Source organism: Peptoniphilus sp. BV3C26 (genome assembly GCF_000478985.1).
In the GTDB taxonomy this organism is placed as follows: domain Bacteria; phylum Bacillota; class Clostridia; order Tissierellales; family Peptoniphilaceae; genus Peptoniphilus_B; species Peptoniphilus_B koenoeneniae.
This window is the reverse complement of record NZ_AWXB01000063.1, coordinates 1-17,748: the sequence shown is the minus strand read 5'-3', so window position 1 is coordinate 17,748 and position 17,748 is coordinate 1. Positions and strand designations below refer to the sequence as shown.

At 27.8% G+C, this 17,748-nt stretch carries 26 protein-coding genes; all 26 read left to right on the top strand.

The genetic code is table 11. The features are described from left to right. The first annotated feature begins 4 nt into the window (after positions 1-4). On the top strand, positions 5-511 hold the full coding sequence (locus HMPREF1253_RS07805) for an RNA polymerase sigma factor (RefSeq protein WP_023056238.1): 507 nt from the start codon (positions 5-7) through the stop codon (positions 509-511). After that, positions 501-848 (top strand): hypothetical protein, encoded by a 348-nt coding sequence (locus HMPREF1253_RS07800; protein ID WP_023056231.1) that lies wholly within the window; start codon positions 501-503, stop codon positions 846-848. Before HMPREF1253_RS07805 ends, HMPREF1253_RS07800 begins: the two co-directional genes overlap by 11 nt. Continuing rightward, positions 823-1,644, top strand: a complete 822-nt coding sequence (locus HMPREF1253_RS07795; RefSeq protein WP_023056220.1) for a zinc ribbon domain-containing protein — start codon at positions 823-825, stop codon at positions 1,642-1,644. Before HMPREF1253_RS07800 ends, HMPREF1253_RS07795 begins: the two co-directional genes overlap by 26 nt. An 85-nt stretch (positions 1,645-1,729) precedes the next feature. Continuing rightward, complete coding sequence (pyrF, locus tag HMPREF1253_RS07790) at positions 1,730-2,419, top strand: orotidine-5'-phosphate decarboxylase (RefSeq protein WP_023056227.1); 690 nt, start codon at positions 1,730-1,732, stop codon at positions 2,417-2,419. Next, entirely contained in the window at positions 2,420-3,052 is a 633-nt protein-coding gene (pyrE, locus tag HMPREF1253_RS07785) for an orotate phosphoribosyltransferase (protein ID WP_023056257.1), read from the top strand. Further along, entirely contained in the window at positions 3,049-3,429 is a 381-nt protein-coding gene (locus HMPREF1253_RS09740; RefSeq protein WP_023056267.1) for a YkvA family protein, read from the top strand. The genes pyrE and HMPREF1253_RS09740 overlap by 4 nt, the downstream gene beginning before the upstream one ends. Next, complete coding sequence (locus tag HMPREF1253_RS07775; RefSeq protein WP_023056235.1) at positions 3,407-4,042, top strand: DNA-3-methyladenine glycosylase; 636 nt, start codon at positions 3,407-3,409, stop codon at positions 4,040-4,042. The genes HMPREF1253_RS09740 and HMPREF1253_RS07775 overlap by 23 nt, the downstream gene beginning before the upstream one ends. A 13-nt stretch (positions 4,043-4,055) precedes the next feature. Continuing rightward, positions 4,056-4,721 (top strand): aspartate/glutamate racemase family protein, encoded by a 666-nt coding sequence (locus tag HMPREF1253_RS07770; RefSeq protein ID WP_023056233.1) that lies wholly within the window; start codon positions 4,056-4,058, stop codon positions 4,719-4,721. Further along, the gene (locus HMPREF1253_RS07765; RefSeq protein WP_023056222.1) at positions 4,718-5,536 is read left to right on the top strand and encodes an energy-coupling factor transporter ATPase; all 819 of its coding nucleotides are present in this window, start codon (positions 4,718-4,720) and stop codon (positions 5,534-5,536) included. Before HMPREF1253_RS07770 ends, HMPREF1253_RS07765 begins: the two co-directional genes overlap by 4 nt. Next, positions 5,518-6,378 (top strand): energy-coupling factor transporter ATPase, encoded by an 861-nt coding sequence (locus HMPREF1253_RS07760; protein WP_023056252.1) that lies wholly within the window; start codon positions 5,518-5,520, stop codon positions 6,376-6,378. Before HMPREF1253_RS07765 ends, HMPREF1253_RS07760 begins: the two co-directional genes overlap by 19 nt. Beyond that, positions 6,371-7,183: an energy-coupling factor transporter transmembrane protein EcfT gene (locus tag HMPREF1253_RS07755; RefSeq protein ID WP_023056256.1), complete on the top strand. Its 813-nt coding sequence runs from the start codon at positions 6,371-6,373 to the stop codon at positions 7,181-7,183. Before HMPREF1253_RS07760 ends, HMPREF1253_RS07755 begins: the two co-directional genes overlap by 8 nt. Before the next feature lies 1 nt (position 7,184). Beyond that, the gene (gene truA, locus HMPREF1253_RS07750) at positions 7,185-7,928 is read left to right on the top strand and encodes a tRNA pseudouridine(38-40) synthase TruA (protein ID WP_023056285.1); all 744 of its coding nucleotides are present in this window, start codon (positions 7,185-7,187) and stop codon (positions 7,926-7,928) included. Next, complete coding sequence (gene glpK / locus HMPREF1253_RS07745) at positions 7,925-9,421, top strand: glycerol kinase GlpK (RefSeq protein WP_023056293.1); 1,497 nt, start codon at positions 7,925-7,927, stop codon at positions 9,419-9,421. The genes truA and glpK overlap by 4 nt, the downstream gene beginning before the upstream one ends. 123 nt (positions 9,422-9,544) lie before the next feature. Then, positions 9,545-11,308 (top strand): DUF4153 domain-containing protein, encoded by a 1,764-nt coding sequence (locus HMPREF1253_RS07740; protein WP_023056258.1) that lies wholly within the window; start codon positions 9,545-9,547, stop codon positions 11,306-11,308. 1 nt (position 11,309) lies between these two features. Then, the gene (locus tag HMPREF1253_RS07735; protein WP_023056295.1) at positions 11,310-11,645 is read left to right on the top strand and encodes a hypothetical protein; all 336 of its coding nucleotides are present in this window, start codon (positions 11,310-11,312) and stop codon (positions 11,643-11,645) included. A 64-nt stretch (positions 11,646-11,709) separates the two neighbouring features. Continuing rightward, complete coding sequence (locus HMPREF1253_RS07730) at positions 11,710-12,255, top strand: SGNH/GDSL hydrolase family protein (RefSeq protein WP_023056244.1); 546 nt, start codon at positions 11,710-11,712, stop codon at positions 12,253-12,255. After that, a complete protein-coding gene (locus HMPREF1253_RS07725) occupies positions 12,242-13,330 on the top strand; it encodes a hypothetical protein (RefSeq protein ID WP_023056223.1) in 1,089 nt (362 codons plus the stop codon). The genes HMPREF1253_RS07730 and HMPREF1253_RS07725 overlap by 14 nt, the downstream gene beginning before the upstream one ends. Next, a complete protein-coding gene (locus HMPREF1253_RS07720) occupies positions 13,320-13,742 on the top strand; it encodes a prepilin-type N-terminal cleavage/methylation domain-containing protein (protein ID WP_023056290.1) in 423 nt (140 codons plus the stop codon). Before HMPREF1253_RS07725 ends, HMPREF1253_RS07720 begins: the two co-directional genes overlap by 11 nt. Continuing rightward, positions 13,739-14,065: a type II secretion system protein gene (locus HMPREF1253_RS07715; RefSeq protein ID WP_023056282.1), complete on the top strand. Its 327-nt coding sequence runs from the start codon at positions 13,739-13,741 to the stop codon at positions 14,063-14,065. The genes HMPREF1253_RS07720 and HMPREF1253_RS07715 overlap by 4 nt, the downstream gene beginning before the upstream one ends. Beyond that, positions 14,022-14,561, top strand: a complete 540-nt coding sequence (locus HMPREF1253_RS09735) for a type II secretion system protein (RefSeq protein ID WP_023056286.1) — start codon at positions 14,022-14,024, stop codon at positions 14,559-14,561. Before HMPREF1253_RS07715 ends, HMPREF1253_RS09735 begins: the two co-directional genes overlap by 44 nt. Continuing rightward, positions 14,554-15,474, top strand: coding sequence for a pilus assembly PilX N-terminal domain-containing protein (locus HMPREF1253_RS07705; protein ID WP_023056251.1), 921 nt, complete (start codon positions 14,554-14,556; stop codon positions 15,472-15,474). The genes HMPREF1253_RS09735 and HMPREF1253_RS07705 overlap by 8 nt, the downstream gene beginning before the upstream one ends. 61 nt (positions 15,475-15,535) lie before the next feature. After that, a complete protein-coding gene (gene efp, locus HMPREF1253_RS07700) occupies positions 15,536-16,093 on the top strand; it encodes an elongation factor P (RefSeq protein WP_023056268.1) in 558 nt (185 codons plus the stop codon). A gap of 9 nt (positions 16,094-16,102) precedes the next feature. Beyond that, a complete protein-coding gene (locus HMPREF1253_RS07695; protein WP_023056214.1) occupies positions 16,103-16,420 on the top strand; it encodes a CD1247 N-terminal domain-containing protein in 318 nt (105 codons plus the stop codon). A gap of 108 nt (positions 16,421-16,528) precedes the next feature. Next, entirely contained in the window at positions 16,529-16,894 is a 366-nt protein-coding gene (locus tag HMPREF1253_RS07690; protein ID WP_023056215.1) for an Asp23/Gls24 family envelope stress response protein, read from the top strand. Continuing rightward, positions 16,894-17,301, top strand: a complete 408-nt coding sequence (gene nusB, locus HMPREF1253_RS07685) for a transcription antitermination factor NusB (protein WP_023056271.1) — start codon at positions 16,894-16,896, stop codon at positions 17,299-17,301. Before HMPREF1253_RS07690 ends, nusB begins: the two co-directional genes overlap by 1 nt. Before the next feature lie 100 nt (positions 17,302-17,401). Beyond that, positions 17,402-17,737 (top strand): exodeoxyribonuclease VII large subunit, encoded by a 336-nt coding sequence (locus tag HMPREF1253_RS10635; RefSeq protein WP_081696620.1) that lies wholly within the window; start codon positions 17,402-17,404, stop codon positions 17,735-17,737. The last annotated feature ends 11 nt before the right edge of the window (positions 17,738-17,748 follow it).

Sequence of the window (17,748 nt, the reverse complement as noted above, 5' to 3'; positions counted from 1 at the left end):
AAATATGATTGAAAAGTTAATAAAAGATTATGGAAAAGCCCTTTATAACTTTTGTTTAAAAATCACTTTCAATAAATATCAAGCGGAGGATCTTTATCAAGAAACCTTTTTGCATATTATAAGATTGCAAAATAAATTAGATGAAAAAGAAAACGTAAAAGCTTTTATATTTTCTTTAGCGAACAGAATATGGCAAGATAAAAAGAAAAAATATGCAAGAAGAGAAAGAATAGCCCCTGAAACGTCTTTAGAAGAGGGGCAGGAGATTCCTTTTGATGAAAATATTGAAGATAATTTAATTAACAAAGATATGTATTCTTTTATAAGAAATGAAATAGACAAACTTGATGATAAATTTAAACTTGTGGTTATATATTTTTATTATGGAGAGCTCAGCGTTAGTGAAATTGCAAAAATTATGAACATACCAGAAGGGACAGTTAAATCGAGATTGTTTAGTGTAAAAAAATACATAAAGGAAAAATTGGAGGGTGAATTTTTTGAAAATTGATAATTTAATAAAAGACAGTTTAAATTTTGAAGAAGAAGTTCCAGAATTATTAAATATGAATTTATTAAAACTTGAAAAAGAAAATAGATATGTAAAAATTGTAGCAAGACTTATATTTATAAGTGCCTTTGTTTTAACCATATTAGGTCTTGCAGTCTTAATAAAGTTATTTCCCCATAATATTTTATGGTCTTTAAAAAATAATTTTATTTTTACTTTTTTAATAATTAACGGAATAGCTTTTATGAATTTTATATTAATAATTTTATCCGTATTATTAGCTTTTATTGTGGGACTTGGAGGTAAAAATTATGAAATTAACTCTTATAATCTTTAGTTTCATATCCATGATACTTTCCCTTGCAACAGGGATTTTAATAGGAGTCTGGGTTTATAAAGATGCTAAAGAAAGAAAAAATAAAGATGCTTTATTGTGGACTTTAGCCACAATTTTTGTTCCTTATCTTTTAGGCTTTATAGCCTATTTACTTTTTGCAAGAAATAACGTAAAAAGAAAATGTGAAAGCTGTGGCTATTATAATTCTATAGAAAATACTTTTTGCTCAAAATGCGGTTCTGAGCTTAATTTTGAAAAGCCAAATGAAAATAATATTAAAAAGAATAATAAAATTTTATTGGCTGCAATAGTCACATTTATCTTGGCTATAACTTTTATAATAGGAGCTGGAATTGTTGCATTTAGAAATATGGATGGAGAGCTTGAAACAAACAAGCCTGACCTGATAGAAGATTTTGACTACAATAAAGGTTATGTTACAGAAAATTTAGAAGAAAATATAAGTGATACTTCAGAATCACCTTATTACTATACAGTTCAAGAAAAAGTTAATGCAACTTTTAATTTACAAGATTCAACTAAAAGAAAGGTTAGGATTTTTGATTTAGACGGGGGTTTAAATTTTAAAAAAATAGAGGCTGAATTTGAGGGGGAAAATTCCAAAATATTCTTGTATTATAACGATGACAGCGAACCTGCATTTATTTTGGATAAATCCAACGTAAAATTTGTTGCTGACAAACCTTTAGATAAATCCGAAAAAGAAGTAAAAATTTTAAAAGTTGTATTGAAGATGAATAAGGGTCAAGAAAAACTTTCTATAAAATTAAAATAAAAATTAAGATGCGAATATTATTTAAAGCCTATCCTATATGGATAAGGCTTTTTTTATGATAAAATAATTTGTTAAGGAGGGACTTATGGCAAAAGATGTAATAATTGCACTGGATTTTAAAAATAAAGAAGAGTGTTTGAATTTTTTAGATAAGTTTGATGAAAAATTGTATGTAAAAGTAGGACTTGAATTATTTTATTCTGAGGGACCTCAAATTATAAATGAAATAAAAAAGAGAGGTCATAAAATTTTTCTTGATTTAAAACTTCACGACATACCTAACACAGTAAAGGGTGCTGCAAATTCTCTTAAAAATCTTGGAGCTGATATGACAAATCTTCATATTTGCGGCGGATCAGCCATGATAAAAGCTGCAAGAGAGGTTTTTGAAAATTCAATTTTAATCGGTGTTACTGTTTTAACTTCAACAGACGAAGAAACTTTACACAGGGAAATTTTAGTGGATAAAGATTTTTCTCTTGAGGACACGGTAATTTCTTATGCAAAAATGGGAAAAGAAAACGGACTTGACGGAATTGTATGTTCAGCTCTTGAAGTTCCGAAAATAAAAGAAAAAGTTGGAAAAGATTTTTTAACTGTTACTCCTGGAATAAGGCTTGATGATTCTTCAAATGGAGATCAAAAAAGAGTTGTTACTCCTAAATATGCAAGAGAACTTGGTAGCGATTATATTGTTGTAGGAAGACCTATAACAAAAAGTGAAGATCCTCTTAAGGTTTATAAAATAATAAAAAAGGAATTTGTAGGTGAATAAATGAAAGAGATATCAAAAATTTTATTAGATATTAAAGCTGTAAGTTTAAATCCGGAAAATCCATATACATGGGCATCGGGAATTAAAAGCCCAATCTATTGTGACAACAGACTTTTACTGTCATACCCTGAAGAAAGAGATATTGTTGAAAAAAATCTTGTTAAATTAATTAAAGAAAAATATCCAGATGTTGAATACATTATGGGAACTGCAACTGCAGGCATTCCTCATGCAGCTCTTATTGCAGATAAAATGAAACTTCCCATGGGTTTTGTAAGAAGTGGAAACAAAGATCATGGAAAGGGAAATAAAATTGAAGGGGAAATCTTTAAAGGAAAAAAAGTTCTTGTAATTGAAGATTTATTTTCTACAGGTGGCTCATCCATTAACGCTGCTATAGCTCTTAGACAAGCAGGTTTTGATGTAATTGGAGTAATTGCAATTTTTTCTTACAATTTAAAAGCTTGCAAGGAAAATTTTGATAAAAATAATTTATCTTTTGCATCCCTTACTGATTATGACGAATTAATAGATATAGCCCTTGAAATAAACTATATTAAAGAAAGTCATCTTAAAAAATTAAAAAGGTGGAAACAAGATCCAAATGATGAATCTTGGATGACAGAAGAATGAAATTAGCGGAAAGGCTTTTAAAAGGTCTTAATAATAGTTCTGAAAAAATTTTAAAAGATTCAAGTAGATTAAATAAACTTTATAAATTAGCCTTAAAAAAATTTGACAAATTAGGTCTTTCAGAATTTACTTTGCAAAATTTAAAAACAATGATTAGTATGGCTCAAGATTTTATTAATGGAAATTATAGGGCCTACAATAGAAAAAATATTATTTTAATAATATCCGGCCTTTTGTATTTAGTTAATCCTTTTGATTTAATACCTGATTTTTTAATTGGAATAGGATTTTTAGATGACATATATGTTATGAAATTTATCATTAAAAAAATCACAAAGGAGATTGACAGATATAATGCTTGGAAAAATATCAAATGAGAATAAAAAGCTTAATAGGGATTTTTATTCTAAAGATCCAATAAGTGTAGCTAAAAATTTGTTGGGCAAGATTCTAATTCATAAAATTGATGAAAAAAATCTTATTAAAGGTTTAATTGTCGAAACGGAAGCTTATACAGGAATTGACGACAAGGCTTGTCAAACTTTCTCAGGAAGAAGAACTGAAAGAAATGAAACTATGTGGGGCCAGGAAGGTCATGCTTATGTTTATATGACTTATGGTATTCATTACTTGTTAAACGTCGTCACAGAGGCGCCTGAGCTTCCCAGCGCAGTATTAATTAGGGCAGTATCTATTTTAAATCCATCGAATCTTGTTTATAAAAACAGATATGGCTTAACTTTTGAAAACTTAAGTAAATATCAAATAAAAAATTTATCAAATGGGCCGGGGAAATTAACAAAAGCTATGGGAATTGACAAGAAGTTCAACGGTATTGACTTGACAGGAGATAAGCTCTATATTGAGAAAGGTATTTCCGATTTTGAAATTGTAAAATCAAAAAGAATTGGAATAGATTATGCTGAAGAGGCTAAAGACTACCTCTACAGATTTTATATAAAAGGAAATAAGGACGTTTCGAAATTATAGTTATGGAGGAAATATGAAAATAGCAGTTACTGCGGGCACACCGGTAGACACTGGATTAGGTTGTAAAATTATTGAAGACCATGGATATGAAGCTTTAAGTTTTCCTGTTGCAAAGAACCCGGAAGAACAAGATAGGCTTCAATTTTTAGGTCAATCAACTTTAGAAAAAAAAGTTGAAGAAATTATTGATATAGGAAAAGAAAAAGATGCAAAGGCACTTTTTATTTACTGCAATTCTTTAAGCACTGCAATTGACTATAAAAAAATTGAAAAAAATAAAAATTTCAAAATTATAACACCATTAAAAGTTTACGAAGAGTATGCAAAAAATTTCAAATCTCTCGGAGTAATTGGAGCAAATTCACAAGCTGTACATGGCATTGAAAAAGTTATGAAGTCACAAAATTTAAAGCTTAACCTTGTTACTTTAGGAATTTTGCCTCTTGTTATATCAATTGAAAACCATGAAGAGCCCAAAGAAATAATTGAAAAATTAGACATTAAAAATTTACTTAAGTTCTTTGAAAATATAAAAATTGATGGGGGAAACATTGAAGCATTGGTCCTTGGATGTACGCATTTCCCATATATTAAAGATGAGCTTTATAAAATCTCTAAATTAAATATATTGGATCCTGCAGAGGGCATGCTTGAATTATTGGACAAAATTGTAAAATGATAGAAATTAAAGACGTAAAATTTAAATACCAAGATGATGAAAAATATGCCTTAAATGGTATAAACTTAAAATTTAAAAAAGGAGAATTCATAGCTATACTAGGCCATAACGGAAGCGGAAAATCAACTTTGGCAAAACTTATAAATGGACTTTTAATACCTAATGAAGGAAGCATTTATGTTGATGGCATGGACACTAAAGATGACTCAAAAATATGGGATATAAGAAGTAAGGCTGGTCTTGTTTTTCAAAACCCTGATAATCAAATAGTAGCTACAATTGTGGAAGAAGATGTAGCTTTTGGACCTGAAAATTTGGGAATTCCGCAGAAAGAGCTTAGAGAAAGAGTTGATAGGGCTCTTTTAAGCGTAGGTATGGAAAAATATAAAAAAAGTGCTCCCCATTTACTTTCGGGAGGACAAAAACAAAGAGTTGCCATTGCTGGTATTCTTGCAATGGAGCCTGATTATGTAATTTTAGATGAGCCTACTGCAATGCTTGATCCGTCAGGAAGAAAAGAAGTAATAGATACCTTGTTAAAATTAAAAAATGAGGGAAAGGGTGTAATATTAATTACTCACAACATGGAAGAGGCAGCTCTTGCAGAAGAATTAATAGTTATGGAAGAAGGATATATTATTTTACAGGGTAAACCTCTTGATGTATTTTCAAATGTTGAAAAGATTAAAAATATTGGCCTTGATGTGCCTGTTGCTACTGAAATTTCATATAATTTAAAAAAATCAGGCCATGATATAAAAATTGTTTTAAATGACCAAGAACTTGTTGAGGAAATATGGAAATTATCAAAATAGAGAATCTTAATCACATATACTCCAAAGGAACACCTTTTGAAAAAAAAGCCTTGGATAGCATAAATATAAAAATTAATAAGGGAGAGTTTATTGGCCTTATAGGACACACTGGAAGTGGGAAGTCAACCTTAGTTCAGCATTTGAACGGACTTTTAAAAGCAAGTGAAGGCAGGGTAATTGTTGACGGAAGGGAACTTTTTAAAGACAAGTTGGACATGTCTAAAATAAGAGAAAAAGTTGGCTTGGTTTTTCAATATCCGGAATATCAACTTTTTGAAGAAACTATTTTTAAGGACATTTCCTATGGTCCTAAAAATATGGGCTTGAGTCAGGAAGAGATTGAAAGGAGAGTTAATTTTTCAATGGATGCTGTAGGGCTTTCTTTGGATTTAAAAGATAAATCGCCCTTTGACTTATCTGGTGGACAAAAAAGAAGAGTTGCCATAGCAGGCATACTTGCAATGAAGCCGGAAGTTCTTGTTCTTGATGAGCCAACTGCAGGTCTCGATCCAAAAGGTAGAGATGAAATTTTAGATGAAATTTATAGCTTATATAAAAACACTGAAATAACAATTGTAATAGTTAGCCACTCAATGGATGATATTGCGAAATTTGCCACAAGAATTATTGTCATGAATAAAGGAAAGCTGTTTTTAGACGGAAAACCTGAAGAAATCTTTATGCACTATGATGAATTAAAAAAAGTTGGATTAGGAGTTCCAGAATCTACAAAAATAATGAGAAAGTTAAAAGAAAAAGGTATAGATGTAAAGCTTAATTGCATAACTGTTGATGAAGCTTATAAAGAAATAGAACGGATTATTGGAGGAAAGAATGCTTAAAGATATAAATTTAGGACAATACTATCCTGGGCAATCAGTCCTTCACAAATATAATCCTAAATTAAAAATTATTAGTGTAATGTTTTTTATATTACAGTTATTTTTTATTGATTCATTTACTCCATATATTTTTGTTGGGATTTTTTTAATTTTGGCGACTTTATCATCAAGTTTAAAGTTTTCCACTGTTTTTAAAGGTTTAAAACCTCTTAGATGGATAATTTTAGTTACATTTGTAATTAATTTATTATTTGTTGGAGGAGAAGAAATATTTAGACTTGGACCTTTATCCATTACTAAAGAATCTTTGAAACTTGCTTCAATGACTTCTGTAAGAATTGTACTTTTAGTTTGGGGCACATCTCTTTTAACGTTAACAACTTCTCCTATTGAGCTTACAGATGGTCTTGAGTCACTTATGAATCCCCTTGCTAAAATAGGACTTCCAGCTCATGAAATTTCAATGATGATGACAATAGCATTAAGATTTATCCCAACTCTTATAGAAGAAACAGATAAGATTATGAAGGCACAAAAGGCAAGAGGAGCAGATTTTGAATCGGGAAATATTATAAAAAGAGCAAAAAATTTAGTTCCTCTTTTAGTACCACTTTTTATTTCTTCTTTCAGAAGAGCCGATGAACTGGCAATTGCAATGGAAGCAAGATGTTATAGGGGAGGAGAAAATAGAACAAGATTAAATGAATTAAAAATAGTTAGAAAAGATTATTTTGTTTTTTCTACTTCAACATTATTTTTTGCCCTAATAATATTTACAAGTATTATTAAATTGTGGAAATTTTAAAATGAACATAAGACTTAAAGTAACCTATGATGGAACAAAATTTTATGGATTTCAAAAACAACCTAAGCTTAAAACAGTAGAAGGTGTTTTAACAAAGGCTGTTGAAGATACAGTTAAACATAAGGTTAAATTATTTTACTCAGGTAGAACAGATAGAGGAGTGCATGCCTTAGGTCAATATGTCAATTTTTATTCAAACACTACAATTGACCTTGGAAATTTGCCGCGAGTTATAAATTTTCATCTGCCAAATGAAATATCGGTAATAGAAGCAAAACTTGTAAAGGATGATTTTCATTGCAGGTATAATTCAATTGAAAAACATTATAGGTATGTAATTTTTAACGGCAAATATAAGAACGCACTTTTTTATAATAGATCTTGGCACTATCCTTTTAAAATTGATGAAGATAAGCTGAAAAAAAGCCTTGAGTGTTTAATAGGAGAACATGACTTTAAATCTTTTATGGGTAGAGATGCAATTGTAAAAGACACTATAAGGACTTTATATAGAATTGATGTGAAAAAAGAAAATAATTTTATTTATATTGATTTTTATGGAAAAAGTTTTTTAAAAAATATGATTAGGATAATTGTAGGCACTGCAGTTCAAATAGCAAGTTCAGATAGAGATGTAAATTTAATGAGAGAAGCTCTTTATGCAAAAGAAAGAAAGTATGCAGGACTTACAGCTCCGCCCCATGGTCTATATTTAATGAATATAAGGTTTGATGAAGAAAAATGAAAAAATATATTATGGCATTTGATGCCGGAACAACAAGCAGTCGTACAATAATATTTGATGAATTTGGAAATATTATTTCTTCAGCACAAAAAAATTTTGCTCAATATTTTCCAAAACCTGGATATGTTGAGCATGATCCAAATGAAATATGGTCTACTCAAATAGGAACAGCTGTTGAAGCTATGTCAAAAGTCGGAATATCACCAAGTGATATAAAGGCTATAGGAATTACAAATCAAAGAGAAACGACTGTAATATGGGATAAAAAAACAGGAGAACCAATTTATAATGCCATTGTTTGGCAGTGTAGAAGAACCTCCGAATTTTGTGACAGCCTTAAAGATAGAGGATATGAAGAATTTTTTAGAAAGAAAACAGGATTAGTTATTGATGCATACTTTTCAGCTACAAAGATAAAGTGGATATTGGATAATGTTGAAGGTGCTAGAGAGAAGGCAGAAAAGGGTCAACTTTATTTCGGAACAATTGATACCTGGCTTATTTATAAATTAAGTGGCAACAAACTTCATGTTACTGATTATTCCAATGCTTCAAGAACTATGCTTTTTAACATAAACACCCTCACCTGGGATGATGAAATCTTAACTTTACTGAACATACCTAAATCTCTTTTACCCCAAGTAAAATCTTCTTGTCAGGTTTATGGATTAAGTGATGATAAGTTTTTAGGAGGAAATATTCCTATAGCAGCTGCTATCGGAGATCAGCAATCAGCATTGTTTGGACAGTTATGCTTTGAAGAAGCGGAAGCAAAAAATACATATGGGACAGGGGCTTTTCTACTTATGAATACAGGGCAAAAGCCTATTTTCTCTAAGAACGGTCTTGTTACTACAATAGCCTGGGCTATAGAAGAAAAAGTTTATTATGCATTAGAGGGATCAATATTTGTTGCAGGATCTGCAATTCAGTGGTTGAGAGATGAGATGCACTTAATAGAAAGCTCTCAAGATTCTGAATACATGGCATCAAAAGTAAAGGATACTTTGGATTGTTTTGTTGTACCTGCTTTTACAGGACTTGGAGCTCCATATTGGGATCAATATGCAAGAGGAACAATTGTTGGTATAACCAGGGGAACAAATAAATACCATATAATCAGGGCTACTCTTGAATCCATTGCATTTTTATCTTATGACGTTTTAAATGCAATGGAAGAAGACTGTAAATTTAAACTTAAAAAATTAAAGGTTGATGGAGGAGCAAGCAATAATAATTTTTTAATGCAATTTCAATCAGACATAATAGGAGTGGATGTAGAAAGACCTTCTATAGTTGAAACGACAGCAAAGGGAGCTGCTTTTCTTGCCGGTTTGAGTGTAAAAATTTATAAAAATATGGAAGATCTTAAGAAAAAAACAAATAGTTATAAAATTTTTAAACCTCAAATGGATGAAATAAAAAGAAATGAATTAGTGGATAGATGGCACCGAGCTGCTATAAAATCAAAAGATTGGGCAAAGGATAATTAATAATCGAAATTTTAGTGGATTAGGGATGAAAATTTACAAAGAGGTTAAAATTAAGTTAAAAATTTACTTAATTGTGGAAGAACATTATACTCAAGTATATAATTTCTTTAGGGGGCTAAATAGATGAAACCAATGAATCGACTAAAGCAAATATTAATAAATTCAAAGTCATCTTTTGAAAGATTTCCTTTACCTATATTTATATCAATATTAGCTGCAATTTTCTTTATATGTGGAATTTATCCTGAAAAATTAAATGAAAAGTTCATTCGTTATGGCTTAATATCTATATTTTCAGTTTTTTTATACCTAAATATAAAATTATTTTCTGAAGGAATCCAATATTCTGCAAAGGATGAATCAGATAAGAAAAAAAATAAATTATTTATAATTTCTTGCTATATAATATCACTTCCAATTGTTTATGCCATGTCAGTTGTAATAAATTTATTTAAAGACGGGTTTAAATATGATTCAGCTCATGTATACTTCGGAGTGCTATTTGCTTTATTTATTTGCGTTTTTTTCATATCGAAAATATTTTACCACAACGATTATATTGCATATGCAGTTAATATTTATAAAAACATAATAATATCATTTTCTTATTCAATAATTCTTTTTATAGGTTTAAGTGCAATTATATTAACTATAAATTTATTATTGAACGCAAAGATAAGTTCGAAATTTTATTTTTATATTTTTATAGTAATTTTTATACCCTTTAATTTTCTAATATTTTTATCTCAATTGCCTAAAATTCAAAATCCTTTAAATGATTATAAATTTGGAAGTGTATTTGAAAAACTTATAGATTTTATAGTAATACCTTTATGCAGTATATATGCAATAATACTTTATATTTATTTTATAAAAATTATATTCACAAGAGAGGTTCCTCAAAATATTATTTCCAATCTTGTTGTATGGTATTCCCTTGTATGCGTAGGAGTATTGTTTATAAATAAGATTATTGAAACAGATATATCTAAATCCTTTAAAAAAATAATGCCTATAATAATTTTACCATTGATATTATTTATGTTTTATTCAATGTGCATAAGAGTATCAGAATATGGTTTAACACCAAACAGATATTATGTTATTGCAGGCGGGATTTTTTCACTTTTGTCAATGCTATACTATATTTTTTATAAAGATAGTTCAAATATAACCATTCCTATTATTTTAGTTATTGTTATTTTAATATCTACAATAGGGCCTCAGTCCGCTTACAACATTTCACTTTTAAGTCAAGAGGCGAGACTTTATAAAATTCTTGATAAAAATAAAATGTTAAAAGGTGAAATCATAACCCCAAACAAAAATCTTTCAGAAGATGATAAAAAACAAATTTTAGATATTACAAATTATTTAAATTATAGATATCAAAAAAGTCAGTTAAAATATTTGGGAGATGGAACAAAATCTTTTAAGCAAATTTTTGGATTTGATATTGGGGATCTTAATCTATCATCAGAAGATGAAAAAGCTGTTAGTGATATGGATAATGCTTATATAAGTGCAACATCGTTATCTGAGATAGATGTATCAAACTATAAAACTTTTACTGAAATTGATACAGGACAAGATCAAAGTGAAAATAAGAATGATAAATATACCTATAAGTTTGAAGATAATAAATGCAAAATTTTATATAAAAAAGGCAAAGATTTTTATCCTTTGCTTGAAATAAATTTAAAAGAAATAAAAGATAAATTAATTGTTTTAAAAGAAGAAAATTCAAATATCAACATTGATTATTTAACCATAGAAGGAAGTAAAGATAATATCAATTACAAAGTTATATTCAGAGATGTATTTTTTAATTCAATGGATGATTTAAAAGATTTTTATTTGCATCTATATTTATTAACAAGTGAATGAAATGAAAATATTATTTATAGTTATTAATAACGAAGAACATTTAAGAGAACTAGTTGAAGAGTTTGCTGAAAATGACATTAAAGGAGGCACAATTTTAGAAAGCAAAGGCTTAGGAAATCTAACAAATAAATATATTGAAGAAGGATATTTTACTTATCTTAAAATTTTTATGCCAAGTCCTATTAACTATAATAAAACAATCTTCTTAGTTTTAGATGATGAGAAGATTGATATCGCAAAAAAATGTGTAAGAAAAATATTAGGGGATATGTCAAAAGCCAACACAGGAATAATGTTTACTTTAAACGTAGATGATGTGGAAGGACTTACAAAATAATTGGGAGAGATCCCAATTTTTTATTGTTTATAAAAATTTATAAAAAGTGTAGTATACTTTTCTTATGAAAACTTTAAATTGTTATGGAGATTCAATAGTAAATGGATTTGGAGTAAAAAAATCTTTTTTAGATTATTCCTTGCCCTGCAAAATAAATAATTATGGAATAAACGGTCTTGAAACAGATGGCTTGTTAAAAAACATGATAAATATAAATTTAAAAAATGATATTTTTTTCATGGCAGGCATCAATGATTTTTCAAACGGTAAATCCTTAAGCCATGTATATGAAAATTATTTAAAAATAATTGAAAATATTAAAGGTGTTGAAAATATCTTTTTGGGAATTCCTTTTTCTGTTATTAATTATGAGTCTTGGTCTTATTACGACAATTTTACATATAAATCAACCGTTAATAAATTGAGAGAATTTGAAAAAATAATTTTAGATACAAAATTTGATTCAAATGTAAATATAATTAATTTTTATAGAAAATTTATTTTAAAAGAAAATTTAACTTTTGATGGGATTCATCCAAACACGGAAGGACACAAAGTTTTGTATAAAATATTTAAAAGTGAAATAGAGGAAGTTTATGGAAAAATTTGAACTATTAATATGTAAACGTAAACTTACAAAGCGCGAAAAATTTTTAATTTTAATTTTGGGGTTTTTAATACTTGAAATTTTAATTTTTAGAAATTTATACCAACCTTTAGAAAATGAAATCTCAGCTTTTAAAAGTCAAATTGAAATTAATAAAGAAACTTTAGAAGAACCGATAAAGGTTGAAAAAGAAGAAAAAATAACTTATAAATCGGATAAGCCAATAAATAATATAATTGATGGAAATTTAATTTCAATTTCATCAATAAATAATATGGGGGACTTAAATAAAATAGTTGCAAATTATAAAGGAAATGAAAAACAATTAATTGCATTATTTGAAGATTTGGGAAATAGACTGAGAGTAGTGAACCTTAAAACAATTAAAGTTGGTCTTGAAGGAAATTTTTTAATAATAACAAATGAAAAATTTAATAATACATACAAAAAATCTGAAAATTTGTCAGATGAAAATACTAAAAATATAAATTTAAAAGAAATATATTTTAAAGATTCAAAAATTCAATCAAAACCTGTAAACCAAATTAAGGTAAAAGCTTCAAGTTTAAATTTAAATAAAGAAAAGGTAAAAAATTATAATAAATCAGATAAAAATATAGATTTAGAAAAGAATAAGGTAAAAAAAGAGGAAAATAAAACAAATGAAATTGTTGAGAATAAAAAACCTCCTTTAGTTTCAGAAGAACCTTTAAAAGAAAAAGACCCGATTGAAGTAACTCAATACGGTACAAATTTAGATTTCATAAATAACATGAATATAGTTTCTTACAATCCAAATTTTATGTTTGATAACAGATATGTTGATGTAATTTTTAATGATTTGAAAGATCAAAGAGGAAGATTTTTTATTGAATTTTATACAGGAAATCAGATGGGAAAATTCGGGTTAATAAAAGAGGGTCAAAGATATGAAATAAGTGAAAAATATAAAAATTTTGAGCTAAATAGTTTACTTTTTGAAAATGAAGATGAAATAGAGGGCTTTTATTATGAAATTTCTATTGAAGAAAAAGATCCAAATTCTTTTTCCATAGAGAGATATGGATATGAGAAATAAAGGTTTTACTTTAATTGAGCTTATAATTGTTATTTCTATTATTTGCATAATATTGGGAATTGCTATTCCAAAAATCACCGGTATTACAAACTTAAACGAAAGAAAAGAAGCCGAAAAATTAGTTGATGATTTAAAGTATGCGAGAAATATGGCAATTAAAATCGGAGATTATGTTAATTTTAAAATAGAAAACAAAAATTATAAAATATTTTCTAAAGAAAAAAACTTTAAAGATGTAGATCTAAAATTTTTATCTTTAGAAAAAGAACCTCAATTTAATAAATTTACTTGGACTAAAAGAGGAGCTTCGTCTTATAGAGGACAAGGAACTTTGATTTTGTATGGTAAAAATAAATATATTATAAGTGTTGCTCCAGTTACGGGAAATATAAATTTGAAGGTTGAAAAATGAAAAAAGGATTCTTAATGGTGGAAGTAATTGCATCTATTGCAATTTTATCTATAGTAGCTGCAAGTATTTTACCTATTTTTTATATAAGTCAAAGTCATTCAAAAAAAGCAAATGACAGAATAGAAGAAAGTTTAAATTTAAAAAATTTTATGGAAGAAAATATAGGTCAGCTATATAGCGGAAAAATATTAAATTTTGAAAGAAAAAGAGATAATTTAAATTCGAAGATTATTGATAAAGGAAATTTTTATGAATTAGTTGTTAAGGACAATAAAAACAATGAAATTAAATGCTACATATCAAAAGGGATTCACTTTAATTGAATTATTATTTGCAATGGCTTTAGGTGGCATAATAATAAGTGTCCTAATGACGACTTTCTATTCCGCTTTAAAATCTGAGAAGAGTTTAGTTAAAAACATAGATAGGGCTGAAAACTTATCATTTTTGCAAAATTATATTTGCGATGAATTTCAAAGCTCTGATTACTTTGTAAAATCAAATGCGGATATAGGACTTGCAATTGTAAATGAAAAACTTATAGGCAAAAACAATTATAAAAAATATAGATATATAACTTTTGGTGTAATAGATGGGAATCTTTATAGGTTTGCTTCTTCCGACAATAAAAATAAAATGGAAGAATTTAATATTATAAAGACAAGAGATAGACAGAAAGATGTAGGTTTAAATTTACTTGCAAAAAATATAAAGTCTATAAAACTTAGGGAAAAGGAAAATGAATTTGAAATTGAAATAAATTTTAAAAATAATAAATCAATAATTTCCATTTTAGCAAGAAGGTCCTCATATGAATAAAAAAGGATTTCTACTCATTATAACTCTTTTTACCATTGCAATAATAAGTATTATAGGACTGTTTGTTTTAAATTTAACCTCAAATTCCATTGAAATTTCTGCTAATTTAGAAGATAAATTACAGGCTGAGTATGTATCTGAAAGCGTAATAAATATACTTTTTGCCGAGCATAAGGAAGAGCTCAATAAAAAAATGGAAAGTATTATGGCAACTAAAGATAAGAAAATAATCATTGATGATATAAATTTAAAAGAGTTTTTTGATGCTGAATATGAAATTGAACTTAAGTACATTAAGGCTTACAAAGTTGAAGATTTTTTATTAAAAGTAAATTCAAAATATAAAGGAATTTGGGACTCTGCCAGTGCCAAAGGGAGTATTGTAAATAAAATTTATCTTAATGAAAATGGAGTAAGCTCAAAAGATATAGACAGGTCTCAAATGGAGTTTTTTGAATCAGAAATTTCTAAAATAAAAACTAAAGAACTTAGAAATTTTGAAATTACTGAAGATAGTGTTTTAATAAGTAACGGATTAAAAAATGAATTATATTTTAAAAAAGATTTTGAAAATCAGGCAAGCCCTTATTTTGTTTGGTACTCATACGAAATTATCACATTAAAAATAAATGCCGATCTTGAAACTGTAAATAAAGCTGAAATGACAGGATATATTATTAACAACGGCAAGATTACAGGGGATGGAATTAAGGCAGTAGGAGTATTTATAGAAGATAAAAGTTCAGATATTCAAGCAGATGTTGAAGTTAGGGGAGATTTAATTGATATTTACGACAAGAAAAATGTAAATTTAAAATATGAATTTAACAGAATAAAAATTCACAGGGAAAATTTACCTAATTATATTGATTTAAATATAAAAACAATAACTAAAAGTGACTTGGATTTTTAAATACTTGTTAAGTTTAATTTGTATTGTTATAATTATTATAGTTAATTTTAGGAGGTAAATTATGATATCAGCTGGCGATTTAAGAAAGGGTTTAACTTTTGAATATGATGGCGATGTTTATGAAGTTATAGATTTTCAACACGTAAAACCAGGCAAGGGTGCAGCTTTTGTTAGAGCTAAAATAAAATCAGTTTTATCAGGTGCAATAAAAGATACAACATTCAATCCAAGTGAAAAATTTGAAAAGGCTGTTATAGAAACAAAAACAATGCAATACTTATACAACGACGGAACATTATATTATTTTATGGATAATGAAACTTATGAGCAAATACCTCTTGACGGCTCTATGGTTGGTGATGCTCTTGATTTTATGAGAGAAAATGATTCCGCAACTATTAATTTTTACAAAGGATCTCCATTTAGAGTAACACCTGAAAATTTTGTTGAATTAAAGGTTACATTTACCGAACCAGGAGTTAAAGGAGATACATCTTCTGGAGGTTCAAAACCTGCAAAAGTTGAAACAGGTTATACACTAAATGTGCCTTTATTTGTTAACATGGGTGATGTTATCAGAATTGATACCAGAACCGGTGAATATATGTCAAGAGTATAGGAGGTTATCATGGATTATTTATTAAAAAGAGTATCTTATCTACAAGGTTTGGCAGATGGATTTGAAATTGATGAAAATTCAAAAGAAGGAAAGTTGTTATTAGAAATTATTGATGTTCTTTCGGACATAGTTGATGAAGTCAAAGATTCAAATAAAGATCTTGAAAATTATGTAGATATGGTTGAAGAAGATTTATCAGAACTTGAAGACTATGTTTATGATAATGATGAATATGAATTTGATGATGACTATGAAGACTATGATGATTTTGATGACTTTGATGACGAAGAAGATTTGCCATCAGCAGATGAAACTTCAAATGACTAATAAAAAGTTTAAGATTTAAAAAGCCCTTTATGGGCTTTTTTTATTATATTGCATATAATTGTAGAACTTTTTAATATTTGGTATAATTACAAAAGGAGGGTAATGATTATGTCTAATAAATTTTTAGTTGCTCAAGTTACAGACGGAAATATTAATATTTCCGATGATGTTATAGAATCAATTGCAAGTTTCGCCGCTCAAGGAGTTGAAGGCGTAGTTGAATTGCAATCAAATTTAAAAAATTCAGTTTCTGATATTCTTAAGGTTAAAAATGCCGGCAGAGGTATAAAAGTTAGCGTTGGAGAAAAGGAAGCTATAATTGATATGTATATAAATGTTGAATTTGGTAGCAATATAGTTGAAATTGCAAAAAAGGTACAAGAAGAAGTTAAGGAAAAAGTTGAAACTATGACAGATCTTGAAGTTGTAGAAGTTAATGTTCATATTAGTGGAATCCATATTAAGGATAAATAATGGGAAGAAGAAAAGCAAGACAAGGCTTGATGCAACTTTTATATCAAATGGACTTGAATTCTGATTTCAGTCAAAATGTAATTGATTTAAGCCTTGAAAATAATGATTGGAAAGTCGATGAGGCTGAATTTATAAAAGAATCAGCTGAAGAAATGATATCAAGGTTAGAAGAAATTGATAAAATCATTTCAGATAATTTAAAGGGCTGGACCTTTGAGAGAATAGCGATGGTTGATAAACAAATTTTAAGAATTGCTGTTTATGAAATGTTAAAAGGTCAAATTCCAAACAAAATAATTATTAACGAAGCAATAGAAATTGCAAAGAAATATTCTACAGTTGATGCTCCGAAGTTCATTAACGGAATTTTAGGAACTATTTATAGAAAATCTACAAAAGAAATTTAAATACTCAGAATAGTTCTGGGTATTTAATTTTTTAGGAGAGTTATGTCTGCATTAAAAGTTTCACAGGTTATAAACTACATAAAAAAAAGTCTTTCAATGGATTATTTTTTTAAATAGCCTTGAAGTTGAAGGAGAAATATCAAATTTTGTAAAACACAAAAATGGAAATATTTACTTTTCTTTAAAAGATGAAGTTTCAAAAATTGATGCTTTAATACCAATTATTGAAGCTCAGCAAGTTTCTTATGATTTTAAAGATGGAGATAAAGTAATTGTAAAAGGTGCAGTGTCAATTTTTGAAAGAGATTCCGGCATAAGATTAATGGTAAACTCTATAAAATTAAAGGGCTTAGGGGAATTAAGTGCTGAATTTTTGAGGCTTAAAGAAAAACTTAATGAAGAAGGACTTTTTTTAGAAAAATATAAAAAAACATAAATATTATGCCA

Coding starts and splice junctions, on each gene's coding strand:
- HMPREF1253_RS09740 (WP_023056267.1), top strand. CDS start 3,049: ATGAAATTAGCGGAAAGGCTTTTAAAAGGTCTTAATAATAGTTCTGAA.
- HMPREF1253_RS07765 (WP_023056222.1), top strand. CDS start 4,718: ATGATAGAAATTAAAGACGTAAAATTTAAATACCAAGATGATGAAAAA.
- pyrF (WP_023056227.1), top strand. CDS start 1,730: ATGGCAAAAGATGTAATAATTGCACTGGATTTTAAAAATAAAGAAGAG.
- HMPREF1253_RS07725 (WP_023056223.1), top strand. CDS start 12,242: ATGGAAAAATTTGAACTATTAATATGTAAACGTAAACTTACAAAGCGC.
- HMPREF1253_RS07740 (WP_023056258.1), top strand. CDS start 9,545: ATGAAACCAATGAATCGACTAAAGCAAATATTAATAAATTCAAAGTCA.
- HMPREF1253_RS07770 (WP_023056233.1), top strand. CDS start 4,056: ATGAAAATAGCAGTTACTGCGGGCACACCGGTAGACACTGGATTAGGT.
- pyrE (WP_023056257.1), top strand. CDS start 2,420: ATGAAAGAGATATCAAAAATTTTATTAGATATTAAAGCTGTAAGTTTA.
- nusB (WP_023056271.1), top strand. CDS start 16,894: ATGGGAAGAAGAAAAGCAAGACAAGGCTTGATGCAACTTTTATATCAA.
- HMPREF1253_RS07695 (WP_023056214.1), top strand. CDS start 16,103: ATGGATTATTTATTAAAAAGAGTATCTTATCTACAAGGTTTGGCAGAT.
- HMPREF1253_RS07760 (WP_023056252.1), top strand. CDS start 5,518: ATGGAAATTATCAAAATAGAGAATCTTAATCACATATACTCCAAAGGA.
- efp (WP_023056268.1), top strand. CDS start 15,536: ATGATATCAGCTGGCGATTTAAGAAAGGGTTTAACTTTTGAATATGAT.
- HMPREF1253_RS07720 (WP_023056290.1), top strand. CDS start 13,320: ATGAGAAATAAAGGTTTTACTTTAATTGAGCTTATAATTGTTATTTCT.
- HMPREF1253_RS07805 (WP_023056238.1), top strand. CDS start 5: ATGATTGAAAAGTTAATAAAAGATTATGGAAAAGCCCTTTATAACTTT.
- HMPREF1253_RS07755 (WP_023056256.1), top strand. CDS start 6,371: ATGCTTAAAGATATAAATTTAGGACAATACTATCCTGGGCAATCAGTC.
- HMPREF1253_RS07795 (WP_023056220.1), top strand. CDS start 823: ATGAAATTAACTCTTATAATCTTTAGTTTCATATCCATGATACTTTCC.
- HMPREF1253_RS07690 (WP_023056215.1), top strand. CDS start 16,529: ATGTCTAATAAATTTTTAGTTGCTCAAGTTACAGACGGAAATATTAAT.
- HMPREF1253_RS07775 (WP_023056235.1), top strand. CDS start 3,407: ATGCTTGGAAAAATATCAAATGAGAATAAAAAGCTTAATAGGGATTTT.
- HMPREF1253_RS09735 (WP_023056286.1), top strand. CDS start 14,022: ATGAAATTAAATGCTACATATCAAAAGGGATTCACTTTAATTGAATTA.
- glpK (WP_023056293.1), top strand. CDS start 7,925: ATGAAAAAATATATTATGGCATTTGATGCCGGAACAACAAGCAGTCGT.
- HMPREF1253_RS07705 (WP_023056251.1), top strand. CDS start 14,554: ATGAATAAAAAAGGATTTCTACTCATTATAACTCTTTTTACCATTGCA.
- HMPREF1253_RS07735 (WP_023056295.1), top strand. CDS start 11,310: ATGAAAATATTATTTATAGTTATTAATAACGAAGAACATTTAAGAGAA.
- HMPREF1253_RS07715 (WP_023056282.1), top strand. CDS start 13,739: ATGAAAAAAGGATTCTTAATGGTGGAAGTAATTGCATCTATTGCAATT.
- truA (WP_023056285.1), top strand. CDS start 7,185: ATGAACATAAGACTTAAAGTAACCTATGATGGAACAAAATTTTATGGA.
- HMPREF1253_RS07730 (WP_023056244.1), top strand. CDS start 11,710: ATGAAAACTTTAAATTGTTATGGAGATTCAATAGTAAATGGATTTGGA.